We start from the raw sequence: 17,639 nt of genomic DNA, 5'->3' as shown, positions 1-17,639 counted from the left end.
GGCTCACTTTTTGATCGGTGTAACGAGTACCTTTTCGTCGGTGTCGAGGACGAACACGGCCAACAGGCGTGCGGGTTGGGTGTCGCTGGCGTTGGCGCTGACTTCGTGCACGGAGCCCGGCTCCTCTACGAAGTTTTCGCCGACGTTGTAGACCTTTTCCGGCTCGCCTTTGACTTTTATGCGAAACGCGCCCTCCAGGACCGTTGCATAGATGAAGGCCGATTTCGGATGGGTGTGGGACGGCGACGCCGCGCCCGGCCCATACTCGACGAGCACGCCCTTCATGCTCTTGCCTGGGATATTGGGAATGGGACGGTCGAACACCACCGTCACCTTGCCGGCGGGCGGCTCAGCGGCCGACGCTGCGCCGATCGAGAGCGCTGCGAAGGCAGCGGCCAGTACCAATCGAGTAACCATGACATTGCCCCTTCGTGGGTGGGGAGTTGATGACGCGAATCGTTACCGGGTCGTCGACTGAGCGAGCCAGTCTTCGAACTGGATCGCGCCCAGGCGCGCGTTCTTGCCGGCGGTCAGCGATTGATCGTCAAGCACGGCACCGAAATAGCGCGCGTTCACGTCCGGCACGACCTTGCGGTTGTCCTGGGTTGCCCGCAGAAAGCGCCTGGCCAGCTCGTCGAGCGGCAAGGCTTGCGGGCCGCCAACTTCAACCGTGCCATTGACCGGCGCTGCCAGTACGACATCGGCCAGCGCCGCCACCACATCGTCGGACGCTATCGGCTGGATCAGCGCTGGCGAAACGCGAAACTCCTCGCCAACTGCGAACGACTGGACAATCCCGCCGACAAACTCGAAGAATTGCGTGGCACGCAGCAGGGTGAAAGGAATGCCGGACGCCTTGATAAGGCTTTCCTGCGCGACCTTGGCCCGGAAATAACCCGCTTCGGGCAGCCGCTCGCTGCCGACAATCGACAGGGCGACGTGATGGCGAACCCCGGCAGCCGCTTCGGCGGCCAGCAGGTTGCGGCTCGAGGTTTCAAAGAAATCGAGGACGGCCTGGTCCTCCCACGACGGCGCGTTCGCCACGTCGACAACCACATCTGTCCCATCCATCGCTGCGGCCAGGCCTTCGCGGGTGATGCTGTTCACGCCCGTGCTGGGGCTGGCGGCGAGCACGTCATGGCCGCGCTGGCGAAGGGTTTTTACAAGTTTCGATCCAATGAGGCCGGAGCCTCCGATGACGACGATCTTCATGGCTTTTCTCCGCTTGTCGACTGCAACGATTGCGTCGGTGTAGGGAGAGATTGCCTGCGCCTGCGAAACAAATCCTTGCGCCGGGCCTGGTTTTGCCTTGGCAAAAGCTTGCATTTACGTCCAAAGATGCTGTTGTTCGTCCAGCCTACCTGGCCGCGCACGGTGCAGCGGGTGTCGTGCTGCCGTATGATTGGCATCAGGTACTCATCGACAGTCGCCTGGGACACGGAGTTGAGGGCGCTTCGCCAGGAGATGCTCACCGTGCCATTCGCGTTTGAAGGCTACGTACTCGATCAGGAACGCCGGGAGCTGACCTTGCGCGGGCAGAACGTGGCCGTCGGGCCGCAGGTCTTCGATCTGTTGCTGCTGCTCGTCAGCAATCCCGATCGCGTCATCAGCAAGGACGACTTGCTCGAGGCGGTGTGGAGCGGCCGGATCGTGTCGGAGTCGACTATCACCAGCCACATCAATGCGGTGCGCAAGGCCATCGGCGATACCGGCGAGGAACAGCGCCTGGTGCGCACGGTCGCCCGCAAGGGTTACCGTTTCGTCGGGCAGGTCAAGGTCGACAATGGCGGGGAAGCGCGACCGCCTGACATCGACGAACCATCGCCCGTTGCCCCGAAGCTAATGCCCTCCTCCACGCTCGTCCTGCCGGACAAACCCTCGATTACCGTCCTGCCCTTCCATAACCTGAGCGGCGATCCCGAGCAGGAATACTTCGCCGACGGTGTGGTGGAGGACATCATCGCCGCCCTGTCGCGCATCCGCTGGCTGTTCGTCATCGCGCGCAACTCGAGTTTCACCTACAAGGGCCGGACAGTGGACGCCCAGGGCGTCGGCCAGGAGCTGGGCGTGCGCTACGTGCTCGAAGGCAGCGTACGCAAATGCGCGAACAAAGTGCGCATCACCGGGCAACTGATCGACGCGACGAGCGGGACGCATATCTGGGCAGAGCGCTTCGAAGGCCAGCTCGACGACATCTTCGAGTTGCAGGATCAAATCGCCGAAAGCGTCGTCGGCGCCATCGCACCACAGCTGGAACGGGCGGAAATCGAACGCGCCAAACGCAAGCCGACGGAAAGCCTGGACGCCTACGATTATTACCTGCGCGCCATGGCGAAACTGCACAGCGGCAGCCGGGAAGCCATCGAGCAGGCGCTGCCGATGTTCTACACGGCCATCGAACTCGATCCCGAATTTGCCTCGGCCTATGGCATGGCCGCCTGGTGCCACTTCTGGCGCAAGCTCAATGGCTGGATGACCGATCGCACCGCAGAAATCGCCGAGGGCATACGGCTGGCGCGTCTGGCGGTGACGCTCGGCCGCGATGATGCGGTCGCACTGACGCGCGGCGGCCATGCGCTTGGCCATCTGGCTGGCGATGTCGATGGCGCCATTGCGCTGCTCGACCGGGCGCGCCTGCTCAATCCCAACCTCGCTCCCGCCTGGTACCTGGGTGGCATCCTGCGCGCCCTGCGCGGTGAAACAGACGCTGCCATCGAAAACTTGAACCATGCCGTTCGCTTGAGTCCGCTGGATCCGGAGATGTTCAGGATGCAGGTCGGGATGGCGCTCGCGCATTTCTTCGCCGGGCGCTTCGATGCCGCTGCGCAATGGGCGGAAAAGGCGCTGGGCAACCTGCCCAGCCTGCTGGCCCCAGCGGCCCTGCTGGCGGCCAGCCATGCGCTCAGCGGACGCATGGACAAAGCGAAACTGGCGATGCAACACCTGCAAGAACTGGATCCCTCATTGCGCGTCTCCAACCTCAAGGACTGGCTGCCGATCCAACGGCCGGAGGATCTCGCCCGATTCGCCGATGGACTGCGGCTGGCCGGATTGCCCGAATGAGCACGAGCCGATTTGCTCTTCGGCGGCCTTCGGCCAGATCAGGCTGGTACTGGACATCAGGCCTTCAGTCAGTATCGACACCAGAGGTTGAACCAGATGCCGGGTGCGAATTTCATCACCAATCACCACCACTTCAGTGGTGGGTAGGGTTGGCAGCTTTTCCGAGGGCTCGACAATGCGCATGCCTTCCTGCAGGAATGAAGTGCCCAGTGCTGTAATGCCCAGTCCACCCGCCACCGCGGCCTGTAAACCGATCAGATTGCTTGCCAGACAGGCCGAAGTCCACTCCCGGCCTACCGAAGCCATCGCCTCGATCATAATCGAACGGTAGCCACACGGCGGTTGCATCATCACCAGGGGCACCGGAAGCGATGCCTGGATCTGGTAATCCCTGGCGGCAATCCAGACCAGCGGTTCGCGCCAGATTGTTCTGCCTCGCTGGACCGTGGAGCTGAACTTCCGTTTGGTGATCACCACATCCAGCTGCCCAGCTTCGTAGTCCGCCAACAGGTCGTTGCCAAACCCGGTGGTGAGTTCCAACCGAATGTCAGGGTAAAGTCTGGTGAAGCGTGATAACAGATTGACCAACTGGGTGGGCACGAGGTTTTCAGAGATACCAAGGCGCAGCACATTCACCGTCGCCGGCTCCCTGAATTCGCGCAGGAAATCGTCAAAATGCACCATCATTTTGCGCGCGCCAATCAACAGTCGCTCACCGTCCGGCGTCAGGGTCAACGCCCGACTGGTACGTTCAAACACCCGTGTGCCAAGGACCTTTTCCAGACGGATGATCTTTTGGCTTACCGCTGATTGCGACCGAGAAATCACCGCGGCAGCCGCGGAAAAGCTACCCGTATCCGCGACGGCTATGAAGGCCTGCAGCAAATCGATTTCTACATCTCTAGCTTGCATCATGAATTCGGTTTTCAACTAGGTCCTATAAACATTATGCGTTTGCGCTCTACATAGCAAACTCCGAACATCGTGCACTTGGTCGCGAGACTGCCCGTTCTTTCAACAAAGTTGGTTTTATGAAAAAGAATAAATTGCAGCTGGCGTCGGCAGTGCTAGCCAGTTTTGTGTTTCAGCCGAGCATGGCTGCTCGCTACGAACTACCTCCCGATGGAAGTTCAGTTGTGGGTGTCAGACAAACCGTTATCGCGCGTTATGAAGATACCTTTGCCGATCTGGCTGAGCGCTACGATCTCGGATACCAAGAAATGCTCGACGCCAATCCCGGCGTGGATGCCTGGTTGCCAAAGGTCGGTACGCAGATTCAGATTCCCACTCAGTTCACCTTGCCTGCTGGTCCGAGGGAAGGCGTAGTGATCAACCTGACTGAACTCCGGCTTTACTACTTTCCTGTCGGAACCCGGCTCGTTTATACCTATCCGCTGGGTATTGGCCGTGAAGGGTGGGACTCTCCTGTGGCAATGACCCGCATCACGGAAAAAGTCGCCAACCCTTCATGGTTTCCTCCACCATCGATTCGTGCCGAACATGCAGCGCAAGGTGAACCGTTGCCGGACCGTGTGCCACCTGGGCCGGACAATCCACTCGGCCCCTATAAAATACGTTTGGGACTGCCGGCGTATCTTATTCATGGTTCAAATAAAAAGTTCGGGATCGGCACACGGACCAGTCATGGTTGTTTTCGCATGTACAATCAGGATGTAGCAGAGTTATTTTCGATACTACCCGTTGGCACCAAAGTTAGAATTACAAATGAATTAATCGCGTCGAAAACCTGATGGCTATATGCTCATCCAGTTTTCAGAACGGTATGGTCAACTTGAGCCAGTAGGCGTTACCGTCAGGACGGTTACGCACCTGGGTTTCATCCTGCCATTTCGCCGTCAGGAACCACCCTTTGTTACTGGCGTATTTGATCGCAGGGCCAATGGCCAGACTACGGGCCTTGTTGTCCTCTACCGTCTGGCCGTTCTGCCGGTCGTCGGTGGTCTGCCATAGCGCATAACCGCCTACGCCTACTACCCAGCCGTTACCCAGCCCCCACCCCACTGCGTAGTCCATGTGCAGCGCCTGGCCGGAGAGGTAATCGGTGGCTTCGTTCTTGCGGTTGAAGTCGTACATGGTCTTCAGATCGACATTCAAGCCTTCAGGGTCGACATAAGACAGCGCAACGAGTGGCTGGAACACCCAGTAATTGCGGCCGGGGTTGGCAAGGTCATTGCGATTGTATTTGCCCGTGGGCGCGATCGTATCGACGGCGAAGATGGCATGCAGCTTCTCGCTGTAGTGATAGCCCAGAGCAGGAGCAAAAAGAATGTCGCCTAAACCGCTGTTGCTCTGTTCCTGACCATTGACGCTGACCTTCAAATCCACCATCGGCACGATGATATGCAAGGCCAGGTCACCGCCGAGAACTTTCTGCTCCGTTACCCAAATCAGTCGAGGGGCGACGCAGTCCACCCGCAGGTCAAAGTCCATTGGCAACTTCTGGCCATCATTCCCGCGAAACGTATCCGCTTCATAATGACTGACGAAAAGCTGGCCATAAACACCGGGAGGCGGCAGCACGCCGCCCATGTAAGTTTCGGCGCCCATGGGATAAGAGGTCCCACCCCTTTCACTGGCATGTGCCAGGCCGACACTCAATGCAATAACAGTGAAACCAGCCAACTTCAATGACAAACGTTGATTCATGACCAAGACCTTTTTTATTATTATTCAGCAAATATGCGGGCACACCCCGAGACAATGTCTCAGCGGACCAGAGTCAGACTCTTGAGCAAATACCGATAGCGAGGTACGGCGGAACCTTCGGCAGTTTTATAGAACTGATTTTTCAAAATGTCACGCTCAAAAAAAAGGCCTGCACCGATTTGGATGCGATGCCGGGCAACGCCACTACATCCGTACAGTGCTGTCGACTGAAGATTTTTCGCACCCGCAGACAAAGCACTTGTTTCGGCGTCACGCCTTGTTTTACGGGGCTTTTCGGCGCGTCAACCGGATAAGCTACCGAGGCAGCAGTGGCCGGCCATACCAGGCCATTGAGCGCCATCAGACCTTATCGTTCGTAAATATTGAACTGTGCGTACAGGTTTGGCTTATCAATTAGCAATATGTTGCCCATGCATTAATTCGCGTGCGAATCAACGGCAAATAAATGCACTTCATGGTTAATTGGAACCCAATCAAATGCCCGACAGAAAGTTATGCCGGCGAACGCTTGCGTAGTGCCTTCCATCCAATCGTCCAAATACTTGTACGCTACTTCCGACATTAGCCGGCTTGTGACTGCATCACCGCTACCCACATGCTTTCAGTACGAGCTCGTCCGAGGCTCTCGAACTGCAGGCAGCGCTGTCGCCAATCTGCATTCGCCACTCGTATAGGTCGATAAGAATGAATAAATTGAATTGCCTGCCGCAGGATTCAGTCATTTGGGGCGCAAACATCCTCGCCGATACCGTCGCCCGCCTTGGCGACTACGGCATTGACCGCCCTATCACGTTCACGGCAACAGCCCTGGAGCACTTGAACAGGACTCACGTGCAACCGCATATCAAACAGGGTGTGGGCATCTTTACCGATTTGCCTGCACATGTGCCCGATGTCTCGGTCCAGGAGGGTTTGGCTGCCTGCATTCGTCTCGAAGCCAATTCGATCATCGCGCTCGGTGGTGGCTCAGTGTTTGATGCCGCCAAGGCGGTGTCGTATCTGCACTTCCAGCAGACGGGCCGTTACCTTCCGATCGCGGCCCTGCCGACGACATTGTCCGGTTCCGAGTTTTCGCATTATTTCGGCATCACCGAGACTGGCGGTCCGGAGAAATTCAAACGCAGCTATGCGATCCGGGAAACGGTGCCCAGGGTGGTCGTGATCGACCCCATCCTTTTGCTTGATACGCCCCGCCCGTTGTTATTGTCCTCGGCCATCAAGGGTATGGACCACGCGGTGGAAGGGATGCGCATAGTCGGTACTGACCATCCCCACACGATCATGGCGGCAAGCGGATTGGAGCGTTTCTTTGCCGTCCTGGAGAAGTGGCCGAAAGAGATCGATACGCGCAGCGCCATTGCCAACGGACTGGTCACAATCGACGACCTGCTGCAACTTCAGCTCGCCGCGTGGCAGTGTTATTTCTCGCCGGCGTCGGTCACCTACGGGCTCAGTCACCGGATCGGCCATATTCTCGGCGGCACCTTCGGGCTGCCTCACAGCGCCACTTCATGCATCACGCTGGCACCCGTCATTCGTGCGTGCGCCGAGTATTACGGTGCGAAATTCGATGCATTGTCCACACGGCAAGGCACCGAATCGGCCGCAGAGCAGCTCGCCAACAGGATCGCCAATCTGGTGACCACCCTTGGTCTGCCAAATCGGATAAGCAGCTTCGATATCGACAAGTCGCAACTGGCGAAAGTCGCCGATTTGCTCAAAACGAACTACCCGAAAGAGGTCGATGATCTGGGCAGCAATGCGTCTGCCAAGCTCGATATGCTACTGGAGAGTCTCTGGTGAGCGGCCCCTTCCTGAACAACCGGGCGCCGGGGCTGCGCGAAGCCCGCGATGCATTGGCGGGCAGGCGCATGAGCACCGTTGCCCTGACACGCAACGTATTGAGCATCGCCTGGTCGAGCCAGCGCGCGGTCAATGCGTTCGCGACCATTGCGTGGGACAAGGCACTGGCGGCCGCAGCAGAAAGCGATCGCAAGTATGCCGAGGGTTGCGCTCGGCCACTCGAGGGCCTGGCCATCGGCGTCAAGGACCTGATCGATACCCAGGGCATCGAAACGCGTTATGGCTCGGCGGCCTACATCGGCAATGTTCCATCGACAGATGCCGCTATCGTGCGCAGGCTGGTGGAGCAAGGCGCGATTATCATCGGCAAAACGACGACCCACGAATTCGCCTGGGGGGTCACGACGGCCAGCCGCGCGTTTGGCGACACGCTCAATCCGCTGGATACGCGCTGCATTCCCGGGGGTTCCAGTGGCGGTGCGGCGGCGGCGATCGCGTACGGTGCCGTCGCGGCGGGCCTGGGTACCGATACCGGTGGGTCGGTGCGCATTCCGGCCGCGCTATGCGGGGTGGTCGGCTTCAAGCCGACCTTTGGGACATTTCCCACACAGGGCATCTTCTCGCTGGCGCCGAGCCTGGACCACCCGGGCCTGCTCGGCGCGAGCGTCGACGACGTCACGGTGCTGGCGGATGCTCTGGGCGTTGCGCTGCAGGGCGGCGAAACGGCCGAGTCACCGCGCTTCGGGGTGATTCGCCACATCGAACCGGTCCCCTTGAGTGCCGAGGTGGCAATGTCTTTCGAGCAGGCCATCGCCACCCTGGGCCGCAGCTACCCCTGTGACGAGGTCAACACGGCCGGCCTGTTCGACGGGGTTTTCCAGGCATTCGCCGGCATTGTCCTGACCGAGGGTGGCATTAGCCACTTTGCGCGCAATGACTGGGACTTCATCACTCGTCACTACGGTGCCGAGACGGTTGGCCGACTTGACCTCGCCAGGAACGTTGCCTTGGGCGACTACGCGCACTGGCAGCAAGCGCGTCGGCACTTCACGGCGAAGCTCAGCCGAGCCATGGCAAACGTCGATTATCTGGTGCTGGCGACCTGCCCATGTACCGCACCACGCGTTGATGCAACGACGATGAGCATTGGCGCTTGGCGGGGTACGGTCCGCGAAGCGCTGATGACCTACACCGCGCCGTTCAATCTCGCTGGCTTCCCTGCAATCTCGATTCCGTTGCCCTTGCACCACGACAACCTGCGCGCAGGTCTGCAGATCGTCGCGCGCCCCGGGGACGATCGCGGCTTGCTGCAGGTCGCACTGAAACTTGAGCGCCTGCTGGCTTCGGCCGCAACAGAGTGAGGGATTACTCGTCGTCGAAGGTTGTCGCCTTGGGGATCTCGACGGCGAGAAAATCTATCAGCGCCCTTACCGCAGGTAAAAGTCCGGTCCGATAGGGCATCAATGCGGTCATGCGCGCGTCCGCGACCATCCAGCCAGGCAGGACGCGCTGCAATGTTCCGGCCTTCAGTTCCGCCTTGCAGATGTAACCTGGCAGAGCAGCAATGCCCAGGTTTGCACAGGCGGCCTCCTTCGTTGAAGTCATGTCGTTGCTTTGGAACCTGGGGGCAATCGGTACAGTGATTTCCGTGCCGGACGCTTCGCGCAACTGCCATTGTGCCGGCCCTCCCCGCACGATCGAAATCGTCGCGTGCTGCGCCAGATCTTCGGGGTGTGCGGGCCTGCCCATCTGTTCCAGGTATTGCGAGCCGGCAAACAGGCACCACGGGACCTTCGCAATGGCGCGCTGTATCAGGGACGAGTCCTGTAACGGCGCGATATGCCCGCGTATCGCCAGGTCAAAGCCTTCACCGACAATATCCACCAGCCTGTCAGTCAGTATTTCCACAATTTGCACTTTGGGATAGCGGGCAAGGAAGACCGGAAGCAGGTCGCGCAGCGCGAACTGGGCGATTTCGACGGCGGTGGTGATGCGGATAACACCGCTGGGTTCGGCCAGCCTTTGCCGCACTGCCTCTTCAGCGACGTCCGAGCTATGCAGCATGGCGATGGCGTGTTGGTAAAATTCGGAACCAACGTCCGTCATGCTGAATTGACGCGATGTGCGGTTAATCAGCCGGACGCCGAGATAAGCCTCCAGTTCCTGAATCCGGTGGCTCAACGTTGATTTAGGCAGGCGCAGGCTGTTACCAGCGGCGGTGAAACTGCCACGGTCGACCACTTGAACGAAGTAATAAACGTCCTTCAAATCCAGCATCTGGGTTCTCGCCTGAATAGAATCATGATGGAGAGCGTTCTGAGCAATAAATTCGTGAAATCAAGCATCGACACTGCAACGCAAGTTTAGCCTTTCGCCGCCACATGATAATGCACTGCAACTTCCATAAGCGCGAGAGATCGTTCGCTGTTTCGGAACTTAGCGTACAAGGCCACCAACTTCTAAAGCCCTGCGAACAAACCTAATATTCCTTTTCTCCAAACAATATCCATTGCGCCGAGTTTTATTAAAGTCGCGTGCCTGCTGTGCTTGCCGGCAAGTGGCACTGACCCGAGGTTGCTAATGGGCTTGAAAACAACAAGGAGCATAAAAGTGAACGATACCCTTAACCCTGAAAAGCACGAGCCAGTCATCACTCCGCCCGGGCAAACGCCCTACAGCGCCTGGATCCAGACCGACGCGCTGCACTCCCTGCAACGTACGATCAGCGATCATCCTGGCGAGCACGCCTGGATGGCTCACGTGCAAGCGACCGAACTTTACTGGATGCTCATCATCAAGGAGTTCCAGACAGCGCAAAGGCAATTGCGCGCCGATGATCTACCCCAGGCCTACCGAACGCTGCTGCGTGTGGTTGAACATCAAAAAGTGATTGACGCGACCTGGGGCTCGATCGCCTGGATGACTCCCAACGACTTGCTGGCCATCCTTTCACGTGTCGCTGCCCTTTTTGGCAAGGACACCGCACTGCAGGGGTGGACGTATCGGCACATGGTGTATCTGCTTGGGATCAAGCAAGCCGTGCATCTGCAACATTTCAAGCCGCAACCCGAGCGCTGGGCACAACTTGAAAAGGCGCTGGCTGAACCGAGCATCTATGACGACGTGCTCGCCTATCTGCGCCGCCGTGGCATGGAAGTGCCAATAGAGGTGCTCGAACGCGACCTGAGTGCGCCCTACTCTCCCAGCAAGGAAATCGAGCAGGTTTGGCGCGACATCTACACCGACTCCGACAGCAACATCGAACTCCAGCAGCTCGGTGAAACGCTCGCCGATATCGCCGAGGGATTCAGTAACTGGAAGTATCGCCACTTGATGGCAACACGCCGCACCTTCGGTGCACGGCCTGCCTACTTCGGCACCGAAGGCATCGCATGGCTGGTGCCCACGCTGGACGAAATTCCATTCCCGGAACTTTGGTCGGCCCGCACCTTCATCGGCGATCCACCGGCGGTATGCCCGCACATGGCCAAGCACAGGAGCTGACGACCCGCCAGCGGTGTCGACGCGCTCCCATGCTGTTCATCTGGAGTACCCCGCTGAGCCGCCTGGGCTCAGCGGGTCACGAGGGCATCCAGATAGCCGGAGGGCGGCAGCGAATCGATCGAAGCCTGAATGGCTTCCTTGCGCAGCGAAGGCCGCTGAACAAGTGCATCGACATACCGCGCCACGTTGGGAAGTTCATCCCACAGGGATGCCAGCCCGAGGTACGCCAGGCGAACAAGATTGACGCCCCAGACCACATCGCCGAGCGAGAAGCCATTACCGTCCGGACGGGGCAACGATTGCGCAGCCAGCGTATGCTCCAGCTCCGCCAACAGATCCCTCGTGTGCTGGCGAGCGGCCCGTTGAAAGTCCGCGTCATGGCGCACCTGCTTGCCACCGCTTTCCTTGACGATCTTGGCGCGATAGGCGGCGACCAGTGCCGGGTCATCGGCGTTGGCGGCGGCCAAAGCCTCCAGCGCCATGATTTTGCATTCATACACCGTTTCCATCACCGACTTGAGGATATCCGGCCGTCTATCGGCATCCGGATGAAATCCATAGAGCAGTGCTCCGTTCGGGATCCTGTCGACGATCTCCACCTGGCGCATCACTTCGGCACGCGCTTGCGGCTCATCGCACAACAGCTGAACCGGCTCACGCGACACAGCATCGAGATAGCAACAGATCCGCTTGGAGTCCACGATCACCCGACCAGCCTCATAGTCAATGAGCAACGGCACGACACAGGGATCAAAGCCTTCCGATTCGACTGACGTGCGCCCGCTGTAACGGGTGACGAAATCCTGGTTCAGCTCTCGGCCAGCAATCAAGCGTAAACGGACATAGGCAGGACTGTAGTGTTCCGCCGGGATGATCCCGTCAACCCCCATCGCACACAGAATGATCATGTCGTTCGAACGGTAGGCCAGCCCCTTCTCGAAAAGAACCGTCCTCACCTTTTGCGAGCACAGCGAGCTCGCTGCATGGAACAGTTCGAAGCGCGGGTTCGGATCATCACCCACCAGGGTGATTCGAGCTGGATCTACAATGGCAGCGCGCGCAGCGCCCGCCATGTTCATCAACTGCTCACTACTCGCCATTACAGCTGTATTATCAACAGGCACGTAAAATACTCCTTCGTTCTAAACAACGTTTTTGATAAAAGCTCTGCCTATAAAGTTATTACTGGGTAAACGCGGCTCTGCAGTTGAAAGGACGATATGATTACTTTTCAGGCCGCCCCCCCGTTTCCTTGGAGTGAACATCTTGCGACTCTATGACAGTCGGTTCTCGGGCAACTCGTGGAAAGTACGCATATTGCTCAATCAGCTGGGGATACCGTACGAACGCATCACCCTGGATCTGGCCAAGGGCGAAGCAGCAAGTCCTGCATTCAAGAAGATCAGCCGTTTCGCTCGAGTCCCCGTACTGCAACTTGACGACGGCAGGACCCTTGTCGAATCCGCTGCCATCCTGTGCTATCTGGCGCAGGGCAGCCGTTACCTTCCTGACGATCCCTGGCTGCAAGCTGAAATATTCAGCTGGCTGTCGTTCGAGCAGGCAGATCTGCAAAAGCCGCTTGCCCTGTGCCGCGTGTACCATCTGAAGGGTGTCGCTGATTCCATGGCACAGCAGATCCAGCAATTCCACGCCGAGGGTTACCCCGCGCTGGAAAAGCTCGAGCAATGGTTATCCGGGCACAACTGGCTCGTCGGCGACGCCTATACCGTGGCCGACCTGGGGGTGTTTGCCTATGTCTCACTGGCAACCGAAGGTGGATTCGACATGGACAAATTCCCCTCCATTGAGCGATGGATAACACGGATCAAGGACCAACCCGGTTGGATCGATCTATTTCATGCGGGTTGAAAAGCGAGGCGCCTGTAGTCGCCTCGCTGGACAGAGGGATGAGGCTGGCCGTTCGACTCAGGCCGCTTCAGTGACCCGTTGTGGGCACCGCAATGACTTGGCGACGGAGGCGACTCGCCTGCCCTGGAATTGCGCGACTGCCAGGTGGTCTTCATCCGGTGTCAAGGTATCGCGATTCGACACATGGGTTGCGCCATACGGCGTACCGGCCTTGAACATCGCCGGGTCTGCGTAGCCGAGCGGTACGATGATGAGGCCGAGATGGGCCATCGGGCCATAGATCGACAAAAGGGTCGCTTCGTTGCCGCCATGTCTGGAGGACGTCGCGCCAAACACTGAACCCACTTTCCCATTGAGCTTGCCGGCGAACCACAAGCCGCCGAGGCTATCGATATACGCCTTCAGTTCCGAGGCGATAGAACCAAACCGCGTTGGCGTACCGAAGATGATGGCGTCGGCCCATTCGGCGTCGGCTTCGCTCGGCCGTTCATACTTTGCGTTCATGACCTCTGCACTGTCGTACCAGCCGGGTGCTTGCAGCATGACTTCGTGGCTGACCAGCTCCCGGGCCCGACGCAGCCGAACCTCGGCGCCTTCGGCGATGGCGCCTTGGGCGATCGCGTTGGCGAGAGTTTCCGTGGAACCTGCGCGTGAGTAAAAAACAATCAGGACTTTTGGCTTTGACATGTTGGAACCTTATGTTGAAACCTTAGTTTGGCGGGGTGTGAACCGCGACGTTGCGGCAACGTCGCGGCGTGTTGACTGCTGTGTTGCGGACCTAGACGGAAATCGGCTCCAGCCGGGCGAGCAACTCGTCCTTGCGCTCGCTCAGCCAGGATGGGAGTTGAAACTCGGAACCGAGCCGGTCTTGCGCTTCGTCGATGGTAAAACCGATGTCGGTAGTGGTTGCCTCGAACATCACCCCGCCCGGCATCTTGAAGTACATGGAACGGAAGTAATTGCGATGCACCGATTCGGAGGTGTCGATATGCCCCATCGCCATCAGCTTTTCTTTCAACACCATTTGCTGCTCGACGTTGTCCACGGCGAACGCGACGTGATGGATCGTGCCTTCCCCGTAGATCGATGAGCCTTGCAAACGATCGGGTTCATGCTGGAATTCGACGATGGTTCCCAGTCCACCCGTGCCTGATTCAAAACGGTGGTAGGGCCCCTCTTCGGCTGCATGGCGAAAGCCCAGGGCTTCCTGCATGAAGATGATCGATTCCGCCACTTCACGCAGCGACAGCGTGATGCTGTGCACGCCACGGATGGCGAACTCTTCTGGAATATCACTGGCGATGCACGGTGGACGGGTGTCCTGATCCGTGGCCACCAGATCGAACTCGATGCCGCACGGATGCTGAAAGCGCTGGCGCGTTTCGCCGAAACGCGACACCACTTGCTGGGCGAATGGGACGCCTTTGGCGGCGAAACGGGCCCGCCAGAATTCCAGGGAATGCTTGGGAACGGAATAGTTGATGACCTTGATCTGTCCAGAACCCGGACGGGCTTTCACGCCCCTTTGCTTGAAGGGGAACGAGGTCACGAGGGTACCCGCATCCCCTTTGGCGTTGCCGTAATACAAGTGATAGATGGGGTCGTCACCGTCAAGCAGGACCGTCTTCTTGACGAGGCTCTGTCCCAGCAGCTTCACGTAAAAGTCCACATCCTCTTGCGCGCCGGCGACACCGGCAGTCAGATGGTGAAAGCCTTTTATGGTTGGCATGTAGTTCTCCTGTTTTTGTTTGGCCGAGCAAAGGCCGCCACGGCTGTCAGCGCGGCTGCCGAATGCGTGAAGGTTGCTGTCGTTATGCGTTGACGAAGGTGACGAACTCTTCCATCTGTAGCTTGGGCAAGCTCATCTGGTTCTCCGCCAGGCTGTTGTCGGCCCAACCCAGAGACATGCCTGCTACCACCATTTGATCATCGGGAAGGTTGAGTTCAGTGCGCAGTACCGGGTGCTGCAGGGACCAGATTTGCTGAGGGCAGGTGTCGAGACCACGCCCCTTCGCTGCCAGCATGAGGTTCTGGAGAAAGCAGCCATAGCAAATGAAACTGGCCCATTCCAGACGGCGATCCATCGTGAAAATGATGCCCACGGGCGCGTCGAAAAAACGGAACTGGCGCTCGACGTCTCGACGCCGCCCGGCTATATCGCTTCGGCAGCATCCTTGAGCTTCGCCCAGTTGGCCACGAAACGAATTGAAACGGGTCGCATAGGGCTCATGCAGCGGCTGAGGAAAAAAGGAATATTCCGGCACCAGGCCATCGGGCGCTGCGCGGTACGCCTCCACCGCGGCCGTGGTAATGCGCTCGCGCGCCTCACCGGTTATGACATAACAGCGCCACGGCTGGCTGTTACTTGAACTGGGTGCATACTTGGCCGCCGAAAGGATGTCCTTCACCATTTCCATCGATACGGGTCGATCCAGAAAACCACGCTTTGTACGACGGTCGCGTATCAGATCATCAATGAATGGGCTGGTCTGCATCGTTTTCGTCTCCTTATTATTAGATGGGTTTCTTAGCTATTGCGGTTGTATTGGCGTCTACTCGCTTCCCGTTTCTTTTGAATCCCTGGACGTGACCGAAGCATATGAGCGTTCATGTTGGCTGAGAAGGCGCAGTGCTTGTACGCAGGGTTCCGGATTTGCGAACAACAAAGCCCGCTCTCTCAAAAGGTTGCAGCGGTGCTCGGCGGGCGTCCGTCATGCTGTTACGGACGCCACGTTCAGGCTGGATTTTCAGGCCACGGGAATCATCGGGTCGGCCGCTGCCAGGGCGGTGGCTCGATCAGCTGCTGGCGGGTAGATCCACATCGTGTTGATCTGCGTCTTGAGGTCCTTGGCCTGTTCCTTGACCAGCTTCAGTTGACGATCCCAACCTTCGGTAAACACCGCGCCCCAGGCCCCCAGATCCAGGCAGGTCACGTACTTGGGCTGACGGTAGGGAGTGGGCGCGACACCCAGCAAATCCGCGGCGACGTTATTCCCGGCGTGACGGCCCAGAGAGATCGCATGCTGGCAGGACATTGCTGCAAAGTTGCCGAGGTCATCGGTAGCTGCATAGGCGACGTCGCCGGCAGCGTAGACATGTTCCTGGCCGAACACCTTGAGGTTCTGATCGACATGCAAACGCCCCTGGGTATCGTGGACGCTGCTCAGTTGTTCGGTTAGCGGGTTGGCGCGAAAACCGACTGTCCAGATCACCGTTTGGCTCTCGATATGGCGACCATCGGCGAGGGTGACGCCGTTGGCATCCACCGCCGCCACACTGGTGTTGAGTATCCATTCGATACCCAGGTGTTCGGAGGCCTCGATGATCGAAGGACGAATCCCGTCCCCCATGGACGCGGCGATCTGCGGCGCCCGGTCGACAATGATCACGCGGATGTCCTGATCGTTACCGAGCACGGAGCGCAGGCGTGCTGGCATCTCGGTAGCGGTTTCGATACCGGTAAAACCGCCGCCTGCGACTACCACGGTGTTGCGGGCAGTGCTATGGGGTCGGTGCTCGAGGGATTTCAGGTGGTTCTCCAGGCGCACCGCCGCTTCGATCTGATCAACGTCGAATGCATGGGCGTCAAGGCCTGGCACCGTCGGGCGGGCTAGCTGGCTGCCGGCCGCCAGCACCAGACGGTCGTAGCCCAACACGCCCTGGCGGCCAGCCCCATCGCGGTAGCCAACAGTCCTTTGCTGTTCGTCGATGCGCTCGGCGGTGCCTTTGATGAAATGTACACCCACCGAGTCGAAGAGCCCGTCCAGGGGCGCGAACATCTTGTGCACGTCGGTTTCGTAGAACCGGGGACGCATGCGCAATTCCGCCTGGGGCGCCAGCAAGGTGATTTCCACGTCGTTGCGATGGTGAATGTCCAGCAAACGTGCGGCGCTCAATGCACTCCAAACACCACCGAACCCGGCGCCAACAACCAGAATATGCTGTTTCATGATGTGTTCCTCAGAAGTGTGGTCAATAATCTTGAAGTTATTCTTCAATTTGAACTGGACGATGTCGGGCACCGAAATGAAGGGAGCCCATCTTCGTTACAGCGAGTCGTCCGCTGCGGCTTCATGTTATTGACGGATTTTTCCAGGCACACTTCTACATCGGTTCAGCTGAGTTATACGCCAGTCGCAGGAATTTATACGAAGGTATGTTTCTGGGGCAGCAAAAAACATCCAGAGTGTTCTCAGTGCCGCTAGCGGAGGGCTGTTTCTATGCAACTCAGCAGCCTGTCGGTGTCACAGGGTTTGGATAGTAAGGTAATCAGGCTCGGAGCATCGGCGCCAAGGAATGGCGCCGCTTCAGGATAACCGGTGATGAGTATGGTGGGGATGTGGAAGCCCTTCGCGACAAGCCATACATGCATCTCTATCCCGCTCATTCCCGGCATATGGATATCGGAAATCAGGCAATGTGTTTCAGCGGGGGCGTTCCCGCCGAGAAACTCCAGAGCGTTGCAATAGGTTCGAGCTGTATAACCGCTGGAACGCAACAAGCTTTCCAGGGCTGTCCGAATGGAGTCGTCATCATCGACAACTGCAATAATCGTCGTATTGCGCAACTGAGTGTCTTGCAGCATTTGGGTCGCTCGTGATTGCACCTATCCTTATTACATCATACGCGGCTTTATAACATGGACAAGTATACCTAAGTATAACTTTCCAAGATTAATGTATGAGGGCGCGCAACCAAAGGATACTTCGGCT

The 17,639-nt window shown here is 58.4% G+C and carries 17 protein-coding genes and 1 pseudogene; 6 read left to right on the top strand and 12 right to left on the bottom strand.

The genetic code is table 11. The annotated features are described in order from the left end of the window. Positions 1 to 3 precede the first annotated feature (3 nt). Positions 4 to 417, bottom strand: coding sequence for a cupin domain-containing protein (locus F2S13_RS18535; protein ID WP_166363392.1), 414 nt, complete (start codon positions 415 to 417; stop codon positions 4 to 6). Between the two features lie 42 nt (positions 418 to 459). After that, on the bottom strand, positions 460 to 1,212 hold the full coding sequence (locus F2S13_RS18530) for an SDR family oxidoreductase (protein ID WP_166363390.1): 753 nt from the start codon (positions 1,210 to 1,212) through the stop codon (positions 460 to 462). A gap of 261 nt (positions 1,213 to 1,473) precedes the next feature. Between F2S13_RS18530 and F2S13_RS18525 the strand changes: the two genes are divergently transcribed. Beyond that, the gene (locus F2S13_RS18525; RefSeq protein ID WP_166363389.1) at positions 1,474 to 3,063 is read left to right on the top strand and encodes a winged helix-turn-helix domain-containing protein; all 1,590 of its coding nucleotides are present in this window, start codon (positions 1,474 to 1,476) and stop codon (positions 3,061 to 3,063) included. On the opposite strand, the gene F2S13_RS18520 is transcribed toward F2S13_RS18525, so the two are convergent. Beyond that, complete coding sequence (locus F2S13_RS18520) at positions 2,962 to 3,993, bottom strand: LysR substrate-binding domain-containing protein (RefSeq protein WP_246237933.1); 1,032 nt, start codon at positions 3,991 to 3,993, stop codon at positions 2,962 to 2,964. The two genes, F2S13_RS18525 and F2S13_RS18520, sit on opposite strands and share 102 nt — an antisense overlap. A 101-nt stretch (positions 3,994 to 4,094) precedes the next feature. On the opposite strand from F2S13_RS18520, the pseudogene F2S13_RS18515 reads away from it, so the two are divergent. Continuing rightward, positions 4,095 to 4,793: pseudogene (locus tag F2S13_RS18515) on the top strand (L,D-transpeptidase family protein); the annotation flags it as partial. Between the two features lie 43 nt (positions 4,794 to 4,836). Here the strand turns inward: F2S13_RS18515 and F2S13_RS18510 are convergent. Then, positions 4,837 to 5,730, bottom strand: a complete 894-nt coding sequence (locus F2S13_RS18510; RefSeq protein ID WP_166363385.1) for a SphA family protein — start codon at positions 5,728 to 5,730, stop codon at positions 4,837 to 4,839. Positions 5,731 to 5,872: 142 nt separating this feature from the next. Continuing rightward, entirely contained in the window at positions 5,873 to 6,091 is a 219-nt protein-coding gene (locus F2S13_RS18505; protein ID WP_166363383.1) for a hypothetical protein, read from the bottom strand. A 344-nt stretch (positions 6,092 to 6,435) separates the two neighbouring features. On the opposite strand from F2S13_RS18505, the gene F2S13_RS18500 reads away from it, so the two are divergent. Then, complete coding sequence (locus F2S13_RS18500; RefSeq protein ID WP_166363381.1) at positions 6,436 to 7,554, top strand: iron-containing alcohol dehydrogenase; 1,119 nt, start codon at positions 6,436 to 6,438, stop codon at positions 7,552 to 7,554. Further along, the gene (locus F2S13_RS18495; RefSeq protein WP_343047525.1) at positions 7,551 to 8,915 is read left to right on the top strand and encodes an amidase; all 1,365 of its coding nucleotides are present in this window, start codon (positions 7,551 to 7,553) and stop codon (positions 8,913 to 8,915) included. The genes F2S13_RS18500 and F2S13_RS18495 overlap by 4 nt, the downstream gene beginning before the upstream one ends. 4 nt (positions 8,916 to 8,919) lie before the next feature. On the opposite strand, the gene F2S13_RS18490 is transcribed toward F2S13_RS18495, so the two are convergent. After that, positions 8,920 to 9,831 carry a LysR substrate-binding domain-containing protein gene (locus tag F2S13_RS18490; RefSeq protein WP_166363379.1) on the bottom strand — a complete coding sequence of 304 codons (912 nt, stop codon included), beginning with the start codon at positions 9,829 to 9,831 and terminating at the stop codon, positions 8,920 to 8,922. A 333-nt stretch (positions 9,832 to 10,164) separates the two neighbouring features. Between F2S13_RS18490 and F2S13_RS18485 the strand changes: the two genes are divergently transcribed. Then, the gene (locus tag F2S13_RS18485) at positions 10,165 to 11,058 is read left to right on the top strand and encodes a tryptophan 2,3-dioxygenase (protein ID WP_343047524.1); all 894 of its coding nucleotides are present in this window, start codon (positions 10,165 to 10,167) and stop codon (positions 11,056 to 11,058) included. Between the two features lie 68 nt (positions 11,059 to 11,126). Here F2S13_RS18485 and F2S13_RS18480 read toward each other — a convergent pair whose 3' ends face one another. Then, on the bottom strand, positions 11,127 to 12,137 hold the full coding sequence (locus F2S13_RS18480; RefSeq protein ID WP_218583987.1) for a glutathione S-transferase family protein: 1,011 nt from the start codon (positions 12,135 to 12,137) through the stop codon (positions 11,127 to 11,129). A gap of 178 nt (positions 12,138 to 12,315) precedes the next feature. Between F2S13_RS18480 and F2S13_RS18475 the strand changes: the two genes are divergently transcribed. Next, a complete protein-coding gene (locus F2S13_RS18475) occupies positions 12,316 to 12,927 on the top strand; it encodes a glutathione S-transferase family protein (RefSeq protein ID WP_343047523.1) in 612 nt (203 codons plus the stop codon). A gap of 57 nt (positions 12,928 to 12,984) precedes the next feature. On the opposite strand, the gene wrbA is transcribed toward F2S13_RS18475, so the two are convergent. The 5 genes from wrbA to F2S13_RS18450 all read right to left on the bottom strand — a co-directional run bounded on the left by wrbA (position 12,985) and on the right by F2S13_RS18450 (position 17,512). After that, positions 12,985 to 13,614, bottom strand: coding sequence for an NAD(P)H:quinone oxidoreductase (gene wrbA / locus F2S13_RS18470; protein ID WP_166363377.1), 630 nt, complete (start codon positions 13,612 to 13,614; stop codon positions 12,985 to 12,987). A 91-nt stretch (positions 13,615 to 13,705) separates the two neighbouring features. Continuing rightward, positions 13,706 to 14,656, bottom strand: coding sequence for a ring-cleaving dioxygenase (locus F2S13_RS18465; RefSeq protein WP_166363375.1), 951 nt, complete (start codon positions 14,654 to 14,656; stop codon positions 13,706 to 13,708). An 82-nt stretch (positions 14,657 to 14,738) separates the two neighbouring features. Next, positions 14,739 to 15,422 carry a nitroreductase gene (locus tag F2S13_RS18460; protein WP_166363373.1) on the bottom strand — a complete coding sequence of 228 codons (684 nt, stop codon included), beginning with the start codon at positions 15,420 to 15,422 and terminating at the stop codon, positions 14,739 to 14,741. Between the two features lie 252 nt (positions 15,423 to 15,674). Beyond that, entirely contained in the window at positions 15,675 to 16,877 is a 1,203-nt protein-coding gene (locus F2S13_RS18455) for an NAD(P)/FAD-dependent oxidoreductase (protein ID WP_166363371.1), read from the bottom strand. 251 nt (positions 16,878 to 17,128) lie between these two features. Beyond that, positions 17,129 to 17,512: a response regulator transcription factor gene (locus F2S13_RS18450; protein ID WP_166363369.1), complete on the bottom strand. Its 384-nt coding sequence runs from the start codon at positions 17,510 to 17,512 to the stop codon at positions 17,129 to 17,131. Positions 17,513 to 17,639 lie beyond the last annotated feature (127 nt).

Origin of the sequence: Pseudomonas akapageensis (genome assembly GCF_011355085.1) — a bacterium.
Taxonomy (GTDB): Bacteria; Pseudomonadota; Gammaproteobacteria; order Pseudomonadales; family Pseudomonadaceae; genus Aquipseudomonas; species Aquipseudomonas akapageensis.
This window is presented reverse-complemented; position numbering and strand designations above follow the sequence as displayed.